Origin of the sequence: Streptomonospora wellingtoniae (assembly GCF_031845375.1) — a bacterium.
Taxonomy (GTDB): Bacteria; Actinomycetota; Actinomycetes; order Streptosporangiales; family Streptosporangiaceae; genus Streptomonospora; species Streptomonospora wellingtoniae.
The window spans coordinates 1-16,865 of record NZ_JAVREK010000025.1; the positions used below are offsets into that span (position 1 = coordinate 1).

The 16,865-nt window shown below is 73.5% G+C and carries 16 protein-coding genes; 8 read left to right on the top strand and 8 right to left on the bottom strand.

Translation table 11 applies throughout. The features are described 5' to 3' along the window. Positions 1-154 (bottom strand): lycopene cyclase family protein (locus tag RM446_RS20100; RefSeq protein WP_311547031.1); only part of this gene is annotated, 154 nt, incomplete at its 3' end. A 203-nt stretch (positions 155-357) separates the two neighbouring features. Next, positions 358-1,884 (bottom strand): aldehyde dehydrogenase family protein, encoded by a 1,527-nt coding sequence (locus RM446_RS20105; RefSeq protein ID WP_311546930.1) that lies wholly within the window; start codon positions 1,882-1,884, stop codon positions 358-360. Between the two features lie 333 nt (positions 1,885-2,217). On the opposite strand from RM446_RS20105, the gene RM446_RS20110 reads away from it, so the two are divergent. Beyond that, positions 2,218-2,862: a class II aldolase/adducin family protein gene (locus RM446_RS20110; RefSeq protein WP_311546931.1), complete on the top strand. Its 645-nt coding sequence runs from the start codon at positions 2,218-2,220 to the stop codon at positions 2,860-2,862. An 88-nt stretch (positions 2,863-2,950) separates the two neighbouring features. Here RM446_RS20110 and RM446_RS20115 read toward each other — a convergent pair whose 3' ends face one another. From RM446_RS20115 to RM446_RS20130, 4 genes are all read right to left on the bottom strand, one after another. After that, a complete protein-coding gene (locus tag RM446_RS20115; protein WP_311546932.1) occupies positions 2,951-3,319 on the bottom strand; it encodes a fluoride efflux transporter FluC in 369 nt (122 codons plus the stop codon). Beyond that, entirely contained in the window at positions 3,316-4,008 is a 693-nt protein-coding gene (locus RM446_RS20120; protein ID WP_311546933.1) for a fluoride efflux transporter FluC, read from the bottom strand. Before RM446_RS20120 ends, RM446_RS20115 begins: the two co-directional genes overlap by 4 nt. Positions 4,009-4,194: 186 nt before the next feature. After that, complete coding sequence (locus tag RM446_RS20125; protein ID WP_311546934.1) at positions 4,195-4,962, bottom strand: alpha/beta fold hydrolase; 768 nt, start codon at positions 4,960-4,962, stop codon at positions 4,195-4,197. Between the two features lie 232 nt (positions 4,963-5,194). After that, the gene (locus tag RM446_RS20130) at positions 5,195-5,515 is read right to left on the bottom strand and encodes a phosphatase (protein WP_311546935.1); all 321 of its coding nucleotides are present in this window, start codon (positions 5,513-5,515) and stop codon (positions 5,195-5,197) included. Between the two features lie 247 nt (positions 5,516-5,762). On the opposite strand from RM446_RS20130, the gene RM446_RS20135 reads away from it, so the two are divergent. After that, on the top strand, positions 5,763-6,068 hold the full coding sequence (locus RM446_RS20135) for a hypothetical protein (RefSeq protein WP_311546936.1): 306 nt from the start codon (positions 5,763-5,765) through the stop codon (positions 6,066-6,068). 670 nt (positions 6,069-6,738) lie between these two features. Continuing rightward, complete coding sequence (locus RM446_RS20140; RefSeq protein ID WP_311546937.1) at positions 6,739-7,470, top strand: YidC/Oxa1 family membrane protein insertase; 732 nt, start codon at positions 6,739-6,741, stop codon at positions 7,468-7,470. 68 nt (positions 7,471-7,538) lie between these two features. On the opposite strand, the gene RM446_RS20145 is transcribed toward RM446_RS20140, so the two are convergent. Together RM446_RS20145 and RM446_RS20150 are read right to left on the bottom strand one after the other, a co-directional pair. Then, on the bottom strand, positions 7,539-8,153 hold the full coding sequence (locus RM446_RS20145) for a superoxide dismutase family protein (protein ID WP_311546938.1): 615 nt from the start codon (positions 8,151-8,153) through the stop codon (positions 7,539-7,541). 63 nt (positions 8,154-8,216) lie between these two features. After that, entirely contained in the window at positions 8,217-8,348 is a 132-nt protein-coding gene (locus RM446_RS20150) for a hypothetical protein (RefSeq protein ID WP_311546939.1), read from the bottom strand. 220 nt (positions 8,349-8,568) lie between these two features. On the opposite strand from RM446_RS20150, the gene RM446_RS20155 reads away from it, so the two are divergent. From RM446_RS20155 to scpA, 5 genes are all read left to right on the top strand, one after another. Next, entirely contained in the window at positions 8,569-10,131 is a 1,563-nt protein-coding gene (locus RM446_RS20155; RefSeq protein ID WP_311546940.1) for an SLC13 family permease, read from the top strand. A 129-nt stretch (positions 10,132-10,260) separates the two neighbouring features. Then, positions 10,261-10,887 (top strand): YigZ family protein, encoded by a 627-nt coding sequence (locus tag RM446_RS20160; RefSeq protein ID WP_311546941.1) that lies wholly within the window; start codon positions 10,261-10,263, stop codon positions 10,885-10,887. Positions 10,888-11,002: 115 nt separating this feature from the next. Further along, entirely contained in the window at positions 11,003-12,556 is a 1,554-nt protein-coding gene (locus tag RM446_RS20165) for a hypothetical protein (protein WP_311546942.1), read from the top strand. A 145-nt stretch (positions 12,557-12,701) separates the two neighbouring features. After that, entirely contained in the window at positions 12,702-14,618 is a 1,917-nt protein-coding gene (locus tag RM446_RS20170; protein WP_311546943.1) for a methylmalonyl-CoA mutase family protein, read from the top strand. Next, entirely contained in the window at positions 14,615-16,843 is a 2,229-nt protein-coding gene (scpA, locus tag RM446_RS20175; RefSeq protein ID WP_311546944.1) for a methylmalonyl-CoA mutase, read from the top strand. Before RM446_RS20170 ends, scpA begins: the two co-directional genes overlap by 4 nt. Positions 16,844-16,865: the final 22 nt, after the last annotated feature.

Sequence of the window (16,865 nt, forward strand, 5' to 3'; positions counted from 1 at the left end):
GGACGCGTTCCTGGTCGCGGTCGGAGGGGCCTGCCTCGATGACGCAGACGCTGGTGCCGGGGTCCTCGGTGAGGCGGTTGGCGATCACCGAGCCCGCGGTCCCGCCACCCACGATCACATAGTCGTATACGGCCTCGCTGTCGCTTGCGGACACCTGGGCGGCTCCTTTCCGGTAGGCGGCACGCTCCCGTTGGCGGCACGGGTCGGCCGGAGATTCGCGTCGGTCGGTTCCGGGAGGCGAGCGGGGCGCGGGGGCGTGCCGGCGGGTGGGCTCGGCGGTTCTTCCGGCGCGCGCTCGGGCGGCCCTTCGGAGGGCGGGGCGGGGGCGCGGCGCCGTTGCGCGGCGCCCCCGCGGCGTCAGTCGAACCAGCGCTGGGGTTCGGGGGAGAGGTTGCGGTAGATGTGCTTGGCCTCGCGGTACTCGTCGAGTCCCGCATGGCCGAGCTCGCGGCCGACGCCGGAGCGCTTGAAGCCGCCCCACTCGGCGCCGGGGAAATACGGGCCGAAGTCGTTGATCCACACGGTGCCGTGGCGCAGCCCGGCGGCGACGCGCTCGCCGCGGCCGGGGTCGTCGGTCCACACCGCGCCGGAGAGGCCGTAGTCGGTGTCGTTGCCGATCGCGACGGCCTCGTCCTCGGTGCGGAACGTCTCGACGGTGACGACGGGGCCGAAGACCTCGGTCTGGACGATGTCCATGTCGCCGCGGCAGCCGGTGAAGACGGTGGGCCGGTAGAAGAAGCCGTCGGCCAGCTCGGGCTCGTCCGGTCGGCGGCCGCCGGCGGCCAACTCGGCGCCTTCCTCGACGCCGCGGGCGACGGCGGCCTCGACCTTGGCCCGGTGCTCGGCTGAGACGAGCGGCCCGCACTGCACGCCCTCGTCCCGGCCGCAGCCTAGGCGGACGCGTTCGGCGCGGCGGCACAGCTCGGCGACGAACGCGTCGTGGACGTCCTCGTGCACGACGAGGCGCGCGCCCGCCGAGCAGACCTGGCCGGAGTGGAAGAACGCCGCCATCATGGCGTAGTCCACCGCGGTGTCCAGGTCGACGTCGGGGAAGACGATGTTGGGGTTCTTGCCGCCCAACTCCAGGGCGATCTTCTTCACCGTCTCGGCGGCCGAGGCCATGATCCGCTTGCCGGTGGCCAGCCCGCCGGTGAAGGAGACGAGGTCGACGTCGCTGTGCTCGACCAGGGCGGCCCCGACCTCGCCGCCGGTGCCCAGCACCAGGTTGGCCACTCCTGCGGGCACCCCGGCCTCGGTGCACAGCTCGACCAGCTTGCAGGTGGTGACCGGGGTGATCTCGCTGGGCTTGACCACCATGGTGTTGCCGGCGGCGATGGCGGGAGCCATCTTCCACGAGAGCTGCAGCAGGGGGTAGTTCCAGGGCGTGATCATCGCGCACACGCCTACCGGCTCGTAGACGACCCGGCTGGAGACGCCCTCGGGGGCGGACACGACGCGTCCGGCGTCCTTGTCGGCGAGGCCTGCGTAGTAGCGGAACACGGCGGTGACGTCGTCGACGTCGATGCCGCCCTCCTCGACGGTCTTGCCGGTGTCCAGCGACTCCATCAGCGCGATCTCGTCGCGGTCGCGCTGCAGCAGGTCGGCGATCCGGCCGAGGATCATGCCGCGCTCGGCCGCGGGGCGGCGCGCCCAGTCGCCGCGGTCGAACGCCGTCCGGGCGGCGGCGACGGCGGTCTCGGCGTCGGCGGCGCCGCTCTCGCTGACGACGGTAAGTACCGAGGCGTCGTAGGGGTCGAGCACGTTGCGGGTTCCGCCCGTGTCGGCGGCACGCCACGCCCCGTCGATGTAATTGCTTTCCGCGTTCGCTGATCCGGGTTCGGCCAGGTAGGGCTTGGCCGGTAGTCGAAGGTCAGGTCCGATCACGGCACCCTCCTCCCCAAGTGGAGTGGCCTGAAACGGCCGTTGCAAGGTCTTCACAAATCGAACTTCAACCGCAGTACCGTAGCTGAGCTGGACAAATACAGCGAATCGGTGTCGATTTCCGTGATCCGCGCCACCGCCGCCCGCTTCGGCGGCGAGCGTGCGAAGCCGCGCGTCCCCCGCCGGAGCGGGCAGCGGTCCGGCGGTCGGGCGCTCCTCGCCCCGGTGGTCTGGACAAGACCACCCGGTCTCGGGTTAACGTAGATTAGGCATGCCTAACAGTGTGTCGGATGTCGTCGCCCCCGATCCTGCCCTCACGCGCGAGACCGAGGACCAATGCTGCTGGAGCAAGAACGCCGAGACGTGTGCCTGACCGCCCGTCGGCTCGCCGAGTGCGGGCTCGCCCGGCACGAGGGCGGCAGCGTCAGCGTGCGCAGCGGCTCACTCGTCGCGGTCACGCCCGCGGGAGTGCCCCTCGAGAAGGTCGAGCCCGCGGACTGCCCGGTGCTGTCGATCGACGCCGGTGTGCTGGAGGGCCGTCGCGAGCCCGCAGCCGAGACCACCCTGCACGCCGCCGCCTACCGCAGCGGCGACGCGGGCGCGGTCGTGCAGGCCTACGGCGACCACGCGGCGGTCGTCGCCGCCGCGCTGGCCGAGCTTCCGCCCGTCCACCACAGCGCCGCGCGCCTGGGCGGCGCGATCCCGGTCACCGAGTACGCCACCTACGGCACCGGCGAGTTGGCCGACCATTTGGTCAAGGCGCTCAAGAGCAAGCGCGCCGCGCTCCTGGCCAACCACGGCGGACTGGCCGTGGGCGCCGACCCCGTCGAGGCGTTCGAGCACGCGCGGCTGCTGGAGTGGCTGTGCGGGGTCTACATCCGTGCGCGCAGCCTGGGCGAGCCCCGTGTGCTCACCGAGGACGAGCTCGCCGACGTCCGTGCGCGCGGTTCCTACGCCTGGGCGGGTCCGGACATCCTGTGAACCACCGCGGCGGGCCCCGGCGGGTTGCGGCGGGTGTCGGGCGGGTGTGGCCGCTCGGGCTCGCGTCCGGCCTTGGCCGGGCGCCGGCTCAGCCCCCGCCGGTGAGCGACGCGGCGACGGCCAGGCCGATCAGCAGCGCGCCTAGACCCGCCGCGAGGGACGCCGCGACGTTGGCGAAGGCCAGGAACCGTTCGCGCTCGCGCAGCAGCGCGAAGGTCTCATAGCCGAACGTGGAGTAGGTCGACAGGGCGCCCAGCACGCCGGTGCCCATCAGTGCCGCCGCCCAGTCGGGCAGCGCGAGCCCACCGGCCAGCCCCAGCAGCAGGCACGCCGTCGCATTGGCGGCGTGCGTGCCCCACGGGAAGGCGGAGTCGTGGCGCTGCTGGACGAACCGGTCGGTGAGGTAGCGCAGCGGGGCGCCGATCCCGGCCCCCAGCGCGGCGAGCAGGATCGTCACGACGCCACCTCCGCGTTCCCCCGGCTGCCGCCGCGTCCGCCGCTCGGCGCGGACGCCCGCCCATGCGCCTGGCGGTGGTCCAGCAGGCGCTCGGTCAGCGCGACACCGGCCCATACGGCGGCGAGGCCGCCCAGCAGCGTCGCGGCGATGTAGCCCAGCGCGGCGGCGGGCGCACCGCTCTCCAGCAGGTCCCGCACGTCGCCGACGTGGGCGGAGAACGTGGTGTAGCCGCCGATGAGGCCGACCCCGGCGAAGGGGCGCAGCAGCCGCGACGGGCCCGTGTCGGCGGAGAGGTGCGCGACCGCCGTCATCAGCACGCCGATCAGCAGGCACCCGGACACGTTTGCGGTGAGGGTGGCCCAGGGGACGCCGCCGGCGGCGTGCGGCAGCGCCAGGCCGAGTGCGCTGCGGGCGGCTCCGCCGAAGGCGCCGCCGAGCGCGACGGCGGCGAGTACCGACCAGGGGGCGTCGCGAAACTCGCGCCGCTGGCCGAAGATGTGCAGGTCGACGTCGGGGTCGACGATCTCGCGGTGCGCCGGCTCGGCTGTCGAGGCGGTGCGGAAGGATGCGTCGGCGCCGTCGGCGCCGTCGGCGGCGTCCGCGGGGCCGCCGGGTCCGGTGTCCGGTTCGCGGCCCTCGGGCGAGGCCGAGGAGGCCGACGAGTCGGAGGGTTCGGGGCGTTCGGGCACAGTCCACTCCTACCAGCGCGTGTTTCACCTGGTAGGGACCATCGGCGGCTGCGCCGCGGTTGCCCGGCGCCCGCACGCCGGGGGTTGTGGCGGGTCCCACCGCCACGGCCGTCCTCTCGCATCTCCATTCTAGACGTGATGTCCCGGCACGGTGGTAACGGCGGGGCGGCAGTGCGGCAGCCGGTGTCAGTACACGAGGTGCTCGGTGAGCAGTTCGTTGACCCGGTCGGCGCGCTCGATCCCGGCGAGGTGGGCCGCGCCCGAGACCGACTCCAAACGGGCGCCCGGAAGCCCGCGCGCCAGCCCGCGGCCGCGGCCCGGCGGCAGCAGGGGGTCGTGCGCCGAGGCGACGACCAGCGCGGGCGCGCGCACCCGCGCCAGTAGTCGGCGCTGATCGAGCCCGGCGATCGCGGCACACCATCCCGCGAAGCCCGCCGCCGCCACCCCGGTGAACTCCTCGGCCAGTCGTTTGACCACGTCGGGGCGGTATTCGGCGAAGCCGGGGGTGAACCAGCACCGGGTCGCCTCGTCGACCACGGCGGTCATCCCGGCGGCGCGGGCGCGGTCCGCCATCGCCCTCCACGGCCCGCCGGGCGGCACGGCGGCGGTACCCGCCACGTAGCCCAGCCGGGCGACGGTCCACGGGCGGGCGGCGGCCAACCAGGTCGCGAGCATGCCGCCGACCCCCGCTCCCACGACCGACAGCCGTTCCAGGCCGAACTCGTCGAGCAAGGCGATCAGATCCGCGCCGAGGTCGTCCATCGAGTAGTCGCCGTCGGGAGCGGGCGAACGGCCGTGGCCGCGGTGGTTGACGCGAAGAACACGCAGTTCGCGCGTCAGTTCCGGCATCTGGGGCTCCCATACCGTCCACTTCGCTCCCGGCGGGGCGAGCAGCAGCACGACGGGGCCGTGCCGCGGTCCGTCAAAGCGGTAGTGGAGGGCAACGACGGCCATGCGCGACCTCCCGGTTCTCCAGGTGGCAAGCGTATCGGCCACGCGTGTCGCTCCGCGTGTTTCCAGGTCATTCGATGAATTCGTCGGAATCCGGCTCCGTGCCGGTGCAGGGGCGGTGCGTCGCCAGTCCGCGGCGCCGGACCCCGTTGATCTTGTAGCCATCGTGAAGGAAAACGATTTCCAGTGACGATAGCTACAAGATCAACGGGGTCCGCCGGCCTCGGTCGGCCCTTTACCCGAGAACGATGGCGCCTGCGAGGACCGGCTGGCTGAAGGTCGTCGATCCGCGGCCCGAGGTGATGGCGCGGCCTCCCTGGCAGGAGGTTCCGGCGAAGAGGGCGTAGCGGGCGTCGTCGTCGGTCTCGATGGCGATGACTCCGCCCTGCTCGGAATCGAGGGCCCGGCAACCGCCGGAGTCGACCACTTGGCGGTGCCCCGACTCGAAGGTCACGGTCACGGGCTTGACGGTTTCGTCGCTCTCGGAGCGCATTCCGGAACGGGCCCCGGCGATGGTGGCGGACATGGTGGCGAGGTTGGCAGGGCGGATCGGCACGGCGGGGCTCTCGCTTCCTCGGGGTCCCTGAGGTGAGACGAACAATGCTCACTCGACGATGCTCACTAGGAGTAATTAATCAAAACGGAAAGTGACGATCGTGGATTCCGTGCGGTGTGTCGCCGTATTCGGCCGACACACCACCGGATGTGCTCGGTGCTCCGTATAAGCTGCGGGGACGAAGGCGGGCACAGCGGGCGGAAGCCCGCCCGCCTCACCCGGTCCAGCGGCGGAGGAAGGAGTGGCGATGCGCCCCGACTATGCGCTCGGGCATGCGCTCCACTTCGGCGCGGACATCGCGTGGCCGCAACTCCCGTTCGCCGGTCCCGCGCTCGGTGCGTTCGCCGCGCTGGCGATCGTCGTTCTGGCCGCAGCGCTGGTGCGGGCCGTCTGCCGGGCAGGTGTTCATGCCGCGTCGGACACGGCCTACGACAGTCGTTGCGACCACTTGTTGCGCAGCGCGCAGCGGGCCCCCGAACCTCCCGTCCGCGCGCCTGACACCCCGGGCAAGCCGCTCCCGAGGGCTCCGGGACGCGCCGCGGCGATCGGCTGATCGTCCGCGCCGACGACTGCGCGACGGGACTCGCCTGTGAGCCGGGCGGCTTCTCCTCGTCTTCCGCCGGTCCCCCCTTCCGCTGCTCCAGGTGCTCCCGTTTCTCGCCGCATCTGAAGGGCGGGTCCGCGCGCCGCATGCGACGGGCGTAGACGGTCCCACCGGCAGGGCCGCGCGGCGGCCGGTTCGCGGCCGTTTCCGCGACCGGCCGACCGCCGGGCCGTGTTCCGCTCCGCCGATTCGGCCGGGTGAGCCGACAGCGGACGCTGCGGCGCCGGCGGGCGCGCCACGCGCGTGTCGGCCGCGGACGCGTCGGGAGCACCGGACACGTCGGAAGCACGGCACGTCGGGGAGTCCGCTCCCGGGCCGCCGCACCGCGTCGGCCTCCATCGCCGATCGCCGCTGAGAACACGGCGGCGGACCGCATCCGGTCTGCGCCGTGCAGGGCCCGGCCTCCGAGCCGAGTCGCCGCCCCCTGGCGCGCTCGTGCCGTCCCGCCCCGGCGCCGTTTCCCACCCGTGCCGCGCCCGTTGCGCCGGCGCGGCCGGTCCGGAGTGCGTGCGCTCTACGCCGCGAGTCGCGGTTCGGTGAGCGCGGTGCGAAGCGGCGGGGCCCTGCTCTCCGGCCCGCGACACCGTCGACCTTCGCGACACAGAACCGAGGTTGCACCATGTACACGCTTCCGCCCATCGCCGCCGCCGTCGGGGTGGCCTATACCGCCGTCACAGCGCTCACCGGGGTGCTCGCGCCCGTCGCGGGTCCGGCCGCAGCGGCCCTCGCCGTCGTCGCCCTGACCGGGCTCGTCCGGTTGGCGCTGCTGCCCCTGAGCGTCTCCCAGGTCCGCGCCGAGAAGACGCGCGCGCGGCTCGCGCCGCGCATGCGGGAACTGCAGCGCCGCCACCGAAAGGATCCGCAGCGGCTCGTCACCGAGCAGCGCAAGGTCTACGCGGACGAGGGGGCGTCGCCGCTGGCCGGGTGCCTGCCCGCGATGGCTCAGCTGCCGGTCTTCGCCGTGCTCTACGGGGTGTTCGTGAGCCCTGCGGCCGGCGGCGGGGCGAACGGGTTGCTGGACCACACCCTCGGCGGCGTGCCGCTCGGCTCCGCGCTGGGAGACGTGATCGCCGGCGGCGCCGGCTCCGGGTGGGCCGTCTTCGCCGTGCTGCTCGGCGTCATCGCCGCGGCCGCGTGGGCCTCGCGCCGGTGGCTGACCCTTCCGGCGATGGACGCGGCGGCCGAATCGGGATCGCCGGCGCTGCCCGGGGCGCGGATGATGTCGTTCCTGCCGTTCGCCACGGTGGCGGCGGCCGCCGTCGTGCCCCTCGCTGCCGGGCTGTACCTGGCGACGACGACCGCCTGGACCGTCGCCGAGCGACTGGCGCTGCGGCGACTCGTCTCGGGATGAGAGGACGGGCGGCGCCGCACAGTGCCGCCCGCACGCGTCGGAGGCCGCGAGCCGCCGCGGCCGCTGTGCTATAGCGGCGCGTTCACGCAGGCCAGACGGGTTCCCGCCGCCCCAGCCTCACCCGGGGCCGTCTGGGTGTGGTCGGAGTGGATCACGATGGAGTCGGCCTCGCCCTCGCGGGGCTGCCATTCGACGTCGGCGGCGGTGGTGGCGGCGCCGTCGCTGTCGGTGGTGAAGTCCAGCCAGACCTCGTTGTCGTCGTTGACGTACTCCGGGTCGTGCGAGCTCTTCGGAGGCGCGGGCTCGTCTTGATAGTGCGGGCCCGCGTCGGCGGGCTTCCTGCCGCAGGGCTGCGTGTGCAGATGGGCGCCGTAGGTCTCCTCGGGCTGCAGGCCGCTCACCGCGAGCGTGAAGTCGGTCCCGGCCGGGTGCTGGACGGCGCTGACGCTCACGGTCGAGCCCGTCGGCACGGCCTGCCCGTCGTAGGTGACCGCCGCGGCCCGCGGCGAGTAGGCGGTGAACTCACCTCCGAAGCGGGCGAGGCCGGGGCCCCCGGCTTCGGCCGTCCGGCCGGCGGAGAACGAGGGCTCGGCGGCGCCCCCGGCGTCGCCCTCCGGTGTTCCGTATCCCGTGGTCAGCAGCGATGCGGCCGCCAGGCCGAAGATGGCTCGGGTCACCGACACGTCTGAACCCTCCGTAGTTGCGCGGTCGCCTTCAGGGAGACGCTACCCAAAGTGACTGCGACATCACGTGGAATCGCGGCGATGCGCGGGTGTCGGGGCGCGGCTGATCTCGCCCCCGTGATCTGCGACGTAGTCGTAGAGCCTGCGGCGCAGCGGCTCGGCGAGACCCAGGGCGTCGATACCGGATCCGGTCATGCCCCCATTGTGCGACCCCGGCGGGCGGTGGGCCGCGGCCGTCCACCGGGCGTCGTTTCCAGCGCTACGGGCTGCCGCCCGGTCGCCGAGGGCGCCCCGGCCCCAGCGGCCACGGTGTGCGCTTCGTTGTCGCTTCGATACCGGAACCGGGGTTCGCCAGCCGAGGCGAAGGTAGAAACCGTGTGAAACACGACACGTGTGTGACGGATCCGAGGAAATCATGGAGAAACCGACTGAACCCGGCTCGACACCGGCCGCCGCCGGAGGGCCGGTCGGCGGCGACTCGCTCACCTCCCCCGGTGACGCCGCCGAGGCCGAGAGCGGTCTGCCGCGCAAGAGGACCGGTCTGGCGGCCGGGGTCGTCCTGGCACTGGCCGTGTACTTCCTCCTGCCCGATTCGCTGGAGCACGCCGGCAAGGTGACAGCGGGCGTCGCGACGCTGATGGCGGTGTGGTGGATGACCGAGGCCATCCCCCTTCCCGCGACGGCGCTGCTGCCGCTCGTGCTGTTCCCCGTGCTGCTCGGCGCCGACATCGCCGAGGTGGCGGCGCCCTACGCCAACGACGTGATCTTCCTGTTCATGGGCGGGTTCATGCTGGCCATGGCGATGCAGCGGTGGAACCTGCACCGCCGCATCGCGCTGACGGTGGTCGCCGCGGTGGGCACCAGCCCCGTCATGCTCATCGCCGGGTTCATGCTGGCCACCGGCTTCATCACGATGTGGGTCAGCAACACGGCCACGACCGTCATGATGCTGCCGATCGGACTGTCGGTGCTGGGCCTGGTCAACCAGCTCGGCGACGGCAAGGGCGACGCGAACTTCGCCACGTCGCTGATGCTGGGCATCGCCTACTCGGCCTCGATCGGGTCGGTGTCGACCCTCATCGGCACCCCGCCCAACGCGTTCATGGCCGGTTACCTCTCCGAGAACCACGGCATCGACATCGGCTTCGGCGAGTGGATGATGGTCGGCCTGCCGCTGGCCGCCGTGTTCCTGGTCGTGGCGTGGCTACTGCTGACCCGGGTGATCTACCCGCCGAAGATCCGCACGCTGCCCGGCGGGCGGCAGCTCATCCGCGAACAGCTCCACGAGATGGGGCCGATGTCGCGTGGCGAGTGGACGGTTCTGGCGGTCTTCGTCTTCGCAGCCGCTTCCTGGGTCGGTGTCCCGCTGCTGGCCGACACCGCGGCGATCGCCGACACCCTGCCGTGGATCGCCGACATCTCCGATGCCGGCATCGCCATGGCGGTGGCCGTCGCCCTCTTCGTCATCCCCGTCAGGCCCCGCGAAGGCGTCGCCGCGCTCGACTGGCCGACGGCGCTCCAGCTGCCCTGGGGCATCCTGCTGCTGTTCGGCGGCGGCATCTCGCTGTCGGTGCAGTTCGAGGAGTCCGGCCTGAGCAACTGGATCGGTGAGCGGGTGGGTCTGCTCAGCGCCGTGCCCGCGTGGCTGGTGGTGCTGATCGTGGCGGCCCTGGTCCTGCTCCTGACCGAGCTGACCAGCAATACCGCGACGGCCACCATCTTCCTGCCGGTGCTGGCCGGTGTGGCGGTGGGCATGAACCTGGACGTCCTGCTGCTGGTGGTGCCCGCTGCGCTCGCCGCGTCGCTGGCGTTCATGCTCCCGGTCGCCACCCCGCCCAACGCGATCGCGTTCGGCTCCGGCTACATCCGCATCGACCAGATGGTGCGTGCAGGCGTCTGGCTGAACATCTGCGCCCTGGTCCTGATCATGGCGACGATGTACGGAGTCGCGTACTGGGTGTTCTCGCTGGGCGGGTGAGGCCGCGCACCTCCCGGCCCGGTGCCGGGCGCCCCGAAGGGAGGACGGGGCGCCCGGCACCGCTCGCAGGCGGTGCCCGTCCGACCGGCCTCCGCACCGGCGCGCGCCCCCTCTACGATCGGCACGGACATGCAAACGATCAGCGGCGGCGGCGAGCACGAGCTGCACATCAAGAGGTCCCGCTTCATCTGCGCCCTGGCGCGGGCGGGGGACGAGGACGAGGCGCGCGCGTTCATCGCCGAGCGCCGGCGGGCGCACTGGAACGCGGCGCACAACTGCACGGCCTACGTGCTCGGCGCCGACGGCGGCGTTCAGCGCTCCAGCGACGACGGCGAACCCTCGGGTACGGCGGGGGTGCCCATGCTGGAGGTGCTGCGCCACCGCGCCGTGACCGACGCCGTCGCGGTGGTCACTCGCTACTTCGGCGGGGTGAAACTGGGCGCCGGCGGGCTGATCCGCGCCTACGGCGGCGCGGTGGCCGCGGCGCTCGACGAGGTCGGGCTGCTGGAGCGGCGCACGCTGCGGGTGGTCACCGTCAGCGCCGACTACGTGCTGGCGGGCAGGCTGGAGAGCGAGCTGCGCGACTCCGGCTACCGCGTCCAGGACGTGCGTTACGGGGCGGGTGCGGAATTCGACGTCGCGGTGGCTGATCCCGCCCTCGCCGGGTTCGGCGCGTGGCTGGCCGAGGCCACCGGCGGGCAGGCCGACTACGAGGTGAACGGCAGCACCACCGTCGAAGTCGCACCGGAAGAGTGACCGCCGTCGCCCGGCGCCCGCCCCGGCCGTACGGGGGGCGGTATTCGGGTGTGTCGGCCCGCCGTCGGCGGTCTAGGATTCCGGTACATGATGTCGTCGTAGGGAGTGACCGCTCATGCGCACCTGGCGACGGGCGCCGCTGGCAGCGGCCGCCGGTGTCGCGCTACTCGTCGCGGGGACCGCCTGCACGGGCGAGGACGAGCCGGACCGGCCCGACGACTCGCCGCGGCCGCTGCCTACGGCCTTCGAGGGCGAACTACCTCCCGGCGTCGGCGGCGAACCGCTGCGCCACCTGCACGGCCCCGGCGCCGAGGGGCCGTCCGTCCTCGACGACGAGATGGGCGTGCGCATCTCCTCCGTCGGCGACGCGTTTCTCATCAGCTCCAACAGCGAGGAGCACCACGTGCTGCTGGGCGCGGAGGACGGCGAGACCCTGTGGCAGGGCGAGCGCCACATCCAGCGGTACGGCTCCGACTCCGACGGGTCTCCCGTGCTGGTCGTGGAGGGGCGCGACGGCGGCACGCGGATCATCGGCGACGACGGCGAGACCCTGTGGCAGGGGTCGGGCGGCCGCGACACCTTCGTCGGCGGCTCCGTAGTGCGCCGGCCCGCCGGGTGGAGCGCCGACGAGCCCTACGGCGACTACACGGTCTCCATCCCCGGTGAGGGGGAGCTGTGGGAGTACACCTTCGCGGCCCCGCCCGAGGGCGGGGGCGACGGAGCGGGCTCCGGGAACGCCGACGACAGCGCCGAGGACCAGACGTCCGCCGCCCCCGACCCCGACCGCAACGGGGTTCCGGTCGCCTCCCGCGACGGCGTGCTCCTGCTCGACGACGGCGCCGGACTGCTCCAGGCGCGCGGGATTACCGACGACGATGCGGGCGGCCTGCTGTGGAGCATCGCCGGCGACGACCCGGAGCTCGCCGGAGGCACCGACGTCCAGCGCCCCCGCCCGCAGGTCGTCGGCGACTACGAGATCCCGGCCGAGCAGGGCGGCGAGGGCGGTACCGAGGAGCCTCCGGACGAGGGATCGCCCGACGCGCCGTCTCCGCCGGAGGGCGACGGCTCCCCCTCCCCCTCGGGGTCCGCGCCGGCGGACGGCGGCGCGGAGACCGGAGGCGCGGCTCCGGAGGACGAAACCGGCGAGGCGCCCATGCGCACCGCCGTCCTCGTGCGCTGGACGGTGCCCGAGGAGCCGTCCGTGCTGTCGCTGCACGACCTGCACACCGGCGAGCTGCTGTGGAGCCTCTCCGAACCGGGTGCGAACCCGTCGAGCGACGAGTTCGCACCGCCTCCCCTGCCGGGGGCACTGTACGAGCCGCGGACGGGCACGGTACTGCTGCCGCAGGCCACCGGCGAGACCCCGCTGATCGCCGTCGACCTGGCCGCAGGCGAGATCCGGTGGCGGTTCGAGGACGAGTTCGAGCAGTCCATCTCGCCCGCCCTGGCCATGGGCGGCTACGTCTACGGCGACGCGGGCGGGGGCGACGGCTCGGGCGTCCAGGTCGTGCTGGACGCGATGGACAAGGACGTCGTGGCCGAAGGGCTCGGGGCCTACGTGGAGGCGGTCACGCGAGAGGGGTACAGCATCGTCGTCAGCGACCGCCAGCGCTTCGTCTTCCCACCCCCGGAGGGGCCCGGCGCCGAGGACACGGGCCCGACCGGATAGCGCCCCGGCAGCGGCGAGGGCGCGGCCGCTGCGGCGGTCCCGCCGTGGGGCCGGGGGCGGTGCGCGCCCCGCGCTGCGGTCCGGCTTTTCCACAGCCCCGCCCCGCTCTGGCCGGGCCGGAGCCCGGTTGCCTAACATCCGGAGTATGGAAACGCCGGAGAGCGGTCGCCGGACCGCGCACGGGGAGGGCGCCGCGGGCCTGGCGCCGACAGACTTCCCTGAGGCCACCCGCCAGCAGTGGCGCGAGCTGGTCGAGAAGGTGCTGCTGAAGGCCGACCCCGCAGCCGTCCCCGACCCCGCGGAGCCGGAGGCGGCACTGGCCACCGCCACCTACGACGGGATCACCGTCCGCCCGCTGTACACGGACGGCGACGACCCCGCCTCCGGCTACCCGGGGCTCGCGCCCTTCACCCGCGGCTCCCGCCCGCACGGCGGCGTCACCGAAGCCTGGCAGGTCCGCCAGCAGCACCGCGACCCCCGCCCCGACCGGACCCGCCGGGCGGTCCTGGCCGATCTGGAGAACGGCGTGGGAGCGCTGTGGCTGGTGTGCGGCGAGGGCGGCATCCCCGTCGACGCGATCGGCGAGGTCCTGGCCGACGTGCACCTCGACCTCTGCCCCGTCACGCTGGACGCCGGAGCCGACTACGAGGCCGCGGCCGAAGGGCTTGTGCGCGCCTGGACCGACCGCGGGCTGCCGGAGAGCTCCCTCGCCGGCGGGGCGGGCATCGACCCGCTGAGCCACGCGGCCCGTACCGGCGCGCCCGCAGACCTCGACTCCGCCGCGCGCACCGCCGCAGGGCTCGCCGCGCGCCACCCCCGGCTGCGGCTGGCCACAGCCGACGCCACGCCCTACCACGAGGCAGGCGGTTCGCAGGCCCAGGAGCTGGGCGCCGCCATGGCCGCCGGCGTGGCCTACCTGCGGGCGCTCACCGGCGCCGGGCTGGAGCTCGCCGAAGCCGCGCGGCGGCTGGAGTTCCGGTTCGCCGCGAGCGCCGACCAGTTCGGCACCATCGCCAAGCTGCGGGCTGCGCGCGCGATGTGGGACCGGGTTCTGGAGGCCTGCGGCCTGGACGCCGCCGAGCGCCCCGCCATGTACCAGCACGCCGCGGCCTCGGCCGCCATGGCCACCCGCCGCGACCCCCACGTCAACATGGTCCGCTCCACGCTGGCGTGCTTCGCCGCGGGGGCGGCCGGCGCCGACGCGGTGACCGTGCTTCCGTTCGACTCCGCTCTGGGCCTGCCCGACGGCTTCGCCCAGCGGATCGCCCGCAACACCCAGACGCTGCTGGCCGAAGAGTCCCACCTGGCCCGTGTCGTCGACCCCGCGGGCGGCTCGTTCTACGTCGAGCGCCTGACCGGCGACCTCTTCGGCGCGGGCTGGGTGTTCTTCCAGGAACTGGAGGCCGCCGGCGGCATGGTTGAGGCGCTGTCCACCGGTCTGGTCGCCGAGCGCGTGGGCGGGGTGTGGCGGCGGCGCCGCGACGCCATCGCCCACCGGCGCGATCCGATCACCGGCGTCAGCGAGTTCCCCGACCTCGACGAACCCGCCGTTGCGCGCGATCCGCTGCCCCGGGCCGCCGGGCACGGGCGGCCGGGAGCGAACGCGCTTCCCGCGCGGCGCTACGCCGAGGAGTTCGAGGACCTGCGCGACCGCTCCGACGCCCATCTGGCCGCCACCGGCGCGCGGCCCCGCGTGTTCCTCGCCACGCTGGGGCCGGTCGCCGAGCACACCGCGCGGGCCGCATTCACCGGCAACCTGCTGCGGGCGGGCGGGATCGAGCCCGCGGGCGGCACTTCGACCGGCGGGGCCGACGAGGCCGCCGCAGCGTTCCGCGAGAGCGGAGCGCGTATCGCCTGCCTGTGCGGCACCGACCGGCTCTACGCCGAGCACGCGGTGGCGGCCGCCACCGCGCTGAAGGAGGCGGGCGCCGACCGGGTCCTGCTGGCGGGGCCCGACTCGGCCGCGCCTGAGGGCGCCGCCGTCGACGGCTTCTGCTTCGCCGGATGCGATGCGCTCGGCCTGCTGGCAGACCTGCACGACGCTCTGGGGGTGGCCCGATGATTCCCGACTTCAGCCGCATCGGTCCCGGCGCCGCGGCCGAGCGGACCGCGGATGCCGGCTGCGGGGACGCCGGCGAGTGGGCGCGCGCGTTCGAGGAGGCCACCGGCAAGAGCCCGGACTCGCTGACCTGGGACACCCCCGAGGGCATCGGAGTCAAGCCGCTCTACACCGCGGCCGACCGCGAAGGCCTGGGCCTGGCGGGAGAGTACCCGGGCGTGCCGCCGTTCCTGCGCGGGCCCTACCCGACCATGTACGTCAACCAGCCCTGGACCGTACGCCAGTACGCGGGCTTCTCCACCGCCCAGGAGTCCAACGCCTTCTACCGGCGCAACCTCGCCGCGGGGCAGAAGGGGCTCTCGGTGGCGTTCGACCTCGCCACCCACCGCGGCTACGACTCCGACCACCCGCGGGTGACCGGCGACGTCGGCATGGCGGGCGTGGCGATCGACTCCGTCTACGACATGCGCCAGCTCTTCGACGGGATCCCGCTGGACCGCATGAGCGTGTCGATGACCATGAACGGCGCGGTGCTGCCGGTGATGGCGCTCTACATCGTGGCCGCCGAGGAGCAGGGGGTGGCGCCCGACCGGCTGGCGGGCACCATCCAGAACGACATCCTCAAGGAGTTCATGGTCCGCAACACCTACATCTATCCGCCGCAGCCGTCGATGCGGATCATCTCCGACATCTTCGCCTACACGTCGCAGCGCATGCCGCGGTTCAACTCCATCTCGATCTCCGGCTACCACATGCAGGAGGCCGGGGCCACGGCCGACCTGGAGCTCGCCTACACGCTGGCGGACGGCATCGAGTACATCCGCGCCGGCCGGCGGGCGGGCCTGGACGTCGACTCGTTCGCGCCGCGCCTGTCGTTCTTCTGGGCGATCGGCATGAACTTCTTCATGGAGGTCGCGAAGCTGCGGGCCGCCCGCCGGATGTGGGCGCGGCTGGTGGGCTCCTTCGGCCCGGACGACCCGAAGTCGCTGTCGCTGCGCACGCACTCCCAGACCTCCGGGTGGTCGCTGACCGCCCAGGACGTGTTCAACAACGTGGTGCGCACCTGCGTCGAGGCGATGGCCGCGACCCAGGGCCACACCCAGTCGCTGCACACCAACGCGCTGGACGAGGCACTGGCGCTGCCCTCCGACTTCTCGGCGCGCATCGCCCGCAACACTCAACTGGTGCTGCAGCAGGAGTCGGGCACCACCCGGGTCATCGACCCCTGGGGCGGCAGCCACTACGTCGAGCGCCTCACCGCCCAGCTGGCCGAACGCGCCATGGCCCACATCGACGAGATCGAACGGGCCGGGGGCATGGCCGCCGCCATCGACGCCGGTATCCCCAAGATGCGCATCGAAGAGGCCGCTGCCCGCACCCAGGCGCGCATCGACTCCGGCCGCCAGCCGGTGGTCGGCGTCAACAAGTACCGGCCCGACACCCACGACGAGATCGACGTGCTGCGCGTCGACAACTCCCGGGTGCGCGCCGAGCAGCTGGAGAAGCTGGAGCGCCTCCGCGCCGAGCGCGACGACGCCGAGGTGACCGCCGCGCTGGACCGACTCGGCGCCGCTGCCGCCGCCGAGTCCGGCGGCGCGACCCTGGAGAACAACCTGCTCGCCGCCGCGGTCGACGCCGCCCGCGCCAAGGCCACCGTCGGCGAGATATCCGCGGCGATGGAGCGGGTCTTCGGCCGCCACGCCGGGCAGGTCCGTACCATCCAGGGTGTGTACCGCGAGGAAGCCGGCTCGTCCGCCGACGCCGAGACCGCGATGGCCGAGGTGGCCGGGCGCGTGCGCGCGTTCGAGGAGAACGAGGGCCGCCGACCGCGCATCCTGGTCGCAAAGATGGGACAGGACGGCCACGACCGCGGGCAGAAGGTGATCGCGACGGCGTTCGCCGACCTCGGCTTCGACGTGGACGTGGGGCCGCTGTTCCAGACACCGGCCGAGGTCGCCGCCCAGGCCGCCGAGGCCGATGTGCACATCGTGGGCGTCTCCTCGCTGGCCGCCGGCCACCTCACCCTGGTGCCTGCGCTGCGGACCGAGCTGGAATCCCTGGGCCGTCCCGACATCAAGGTCGTGGTGGGCGGCGTGATCCCCCCGGCCGACCACGGCGCCCTGTACGAGGCCGGGGCGGCGGCGATCTTCCCGCCGGGCACGGTCATCGCCGAGGCGGCGGTGGGCCTGCTGGAGACCCTGGAGGCCGAGTTGGGCCACCGGTCGTGAGCCGGGTACGGGGGGAGCCCGC

What these genes read in the sequence shown, in the direction of transcription:
- RM446_RS20140 (WP_311546937.1), top strand. Translation starts at nt 6,739, where the DNA reads ATGTACACGCTTCCGCCCATCGCCGCCGCCGTCGGGGTGGCCTATACC.
- RM446_RS20160 (WP_311546941.1), top strand. Translation starts at nt 10,261, where the DNA reads ATGCAAACGATCAGCGGCGGCGGCGAGCACGAGCTGCACATCAAGAGG.
- RM446_RS20110 (WP_311546931.1), top strand. Translation starts at nt 2,218, where the DNA reads ATGCTGCTGGAGCAAGAACGCCGAGACGTGTGCCTGACCGCCCGTCGG.
- RM446_RS20135 (WP_311546936.1), top strand. Translation starts at nt 5,763, where the DNA reads ATGCGCCCCGACTATGCGCTCGGGCATGCGCTCCACTTCGGCGCGGAC.
- RM446_RS20125 (WP_311546934.1), bottom strand. Translation starts at nt 4,962, where the DNA reads ATGGCCGTCGTTGCCCTCCACTACCGCTTTGACGGACCGCGGCACGGC.
- RM446_RS20150 (WP_311546939.1), bottom strand. Translation starts at nt 8,348, where the DNA reads ATGACCGGATCCGGTATCGACGCCCTGGGTCTCGCCGAGCCGCTGCGC.
- RM446_RS20165 (WP_311546942.1), top strand. Translation starts at nt 11,003, where the DNA reads ATGCGCACCTGGCGACGGGCGCCGCTGGCAGCGGCCGCCGGTGTCGCG.
- scpA (WP_311546944.1), top strand. Translation starts at nt 14,615, where the DNA reads ATGATTCCCGACTTCAGCCGCATCGGTCCCGGCGCCGCGGCCGAGCGG.
- RM446_RS20170 (WP_311546943.1), top strand. Translation starts at nt 12,702, where the DNA reads ATGGAAACGCCGGAGAGCGGTCGCCGGACCGCGCACGGGGAGGGCGCC.
- RM446_RS20155 (WP_311546940.1), top strand. Translation starts at nt 8,569, where the DNA reads ATGGAGAAACCGACTGAACCCGGCTCGACACCGGCCGCCGCCGGAGGG.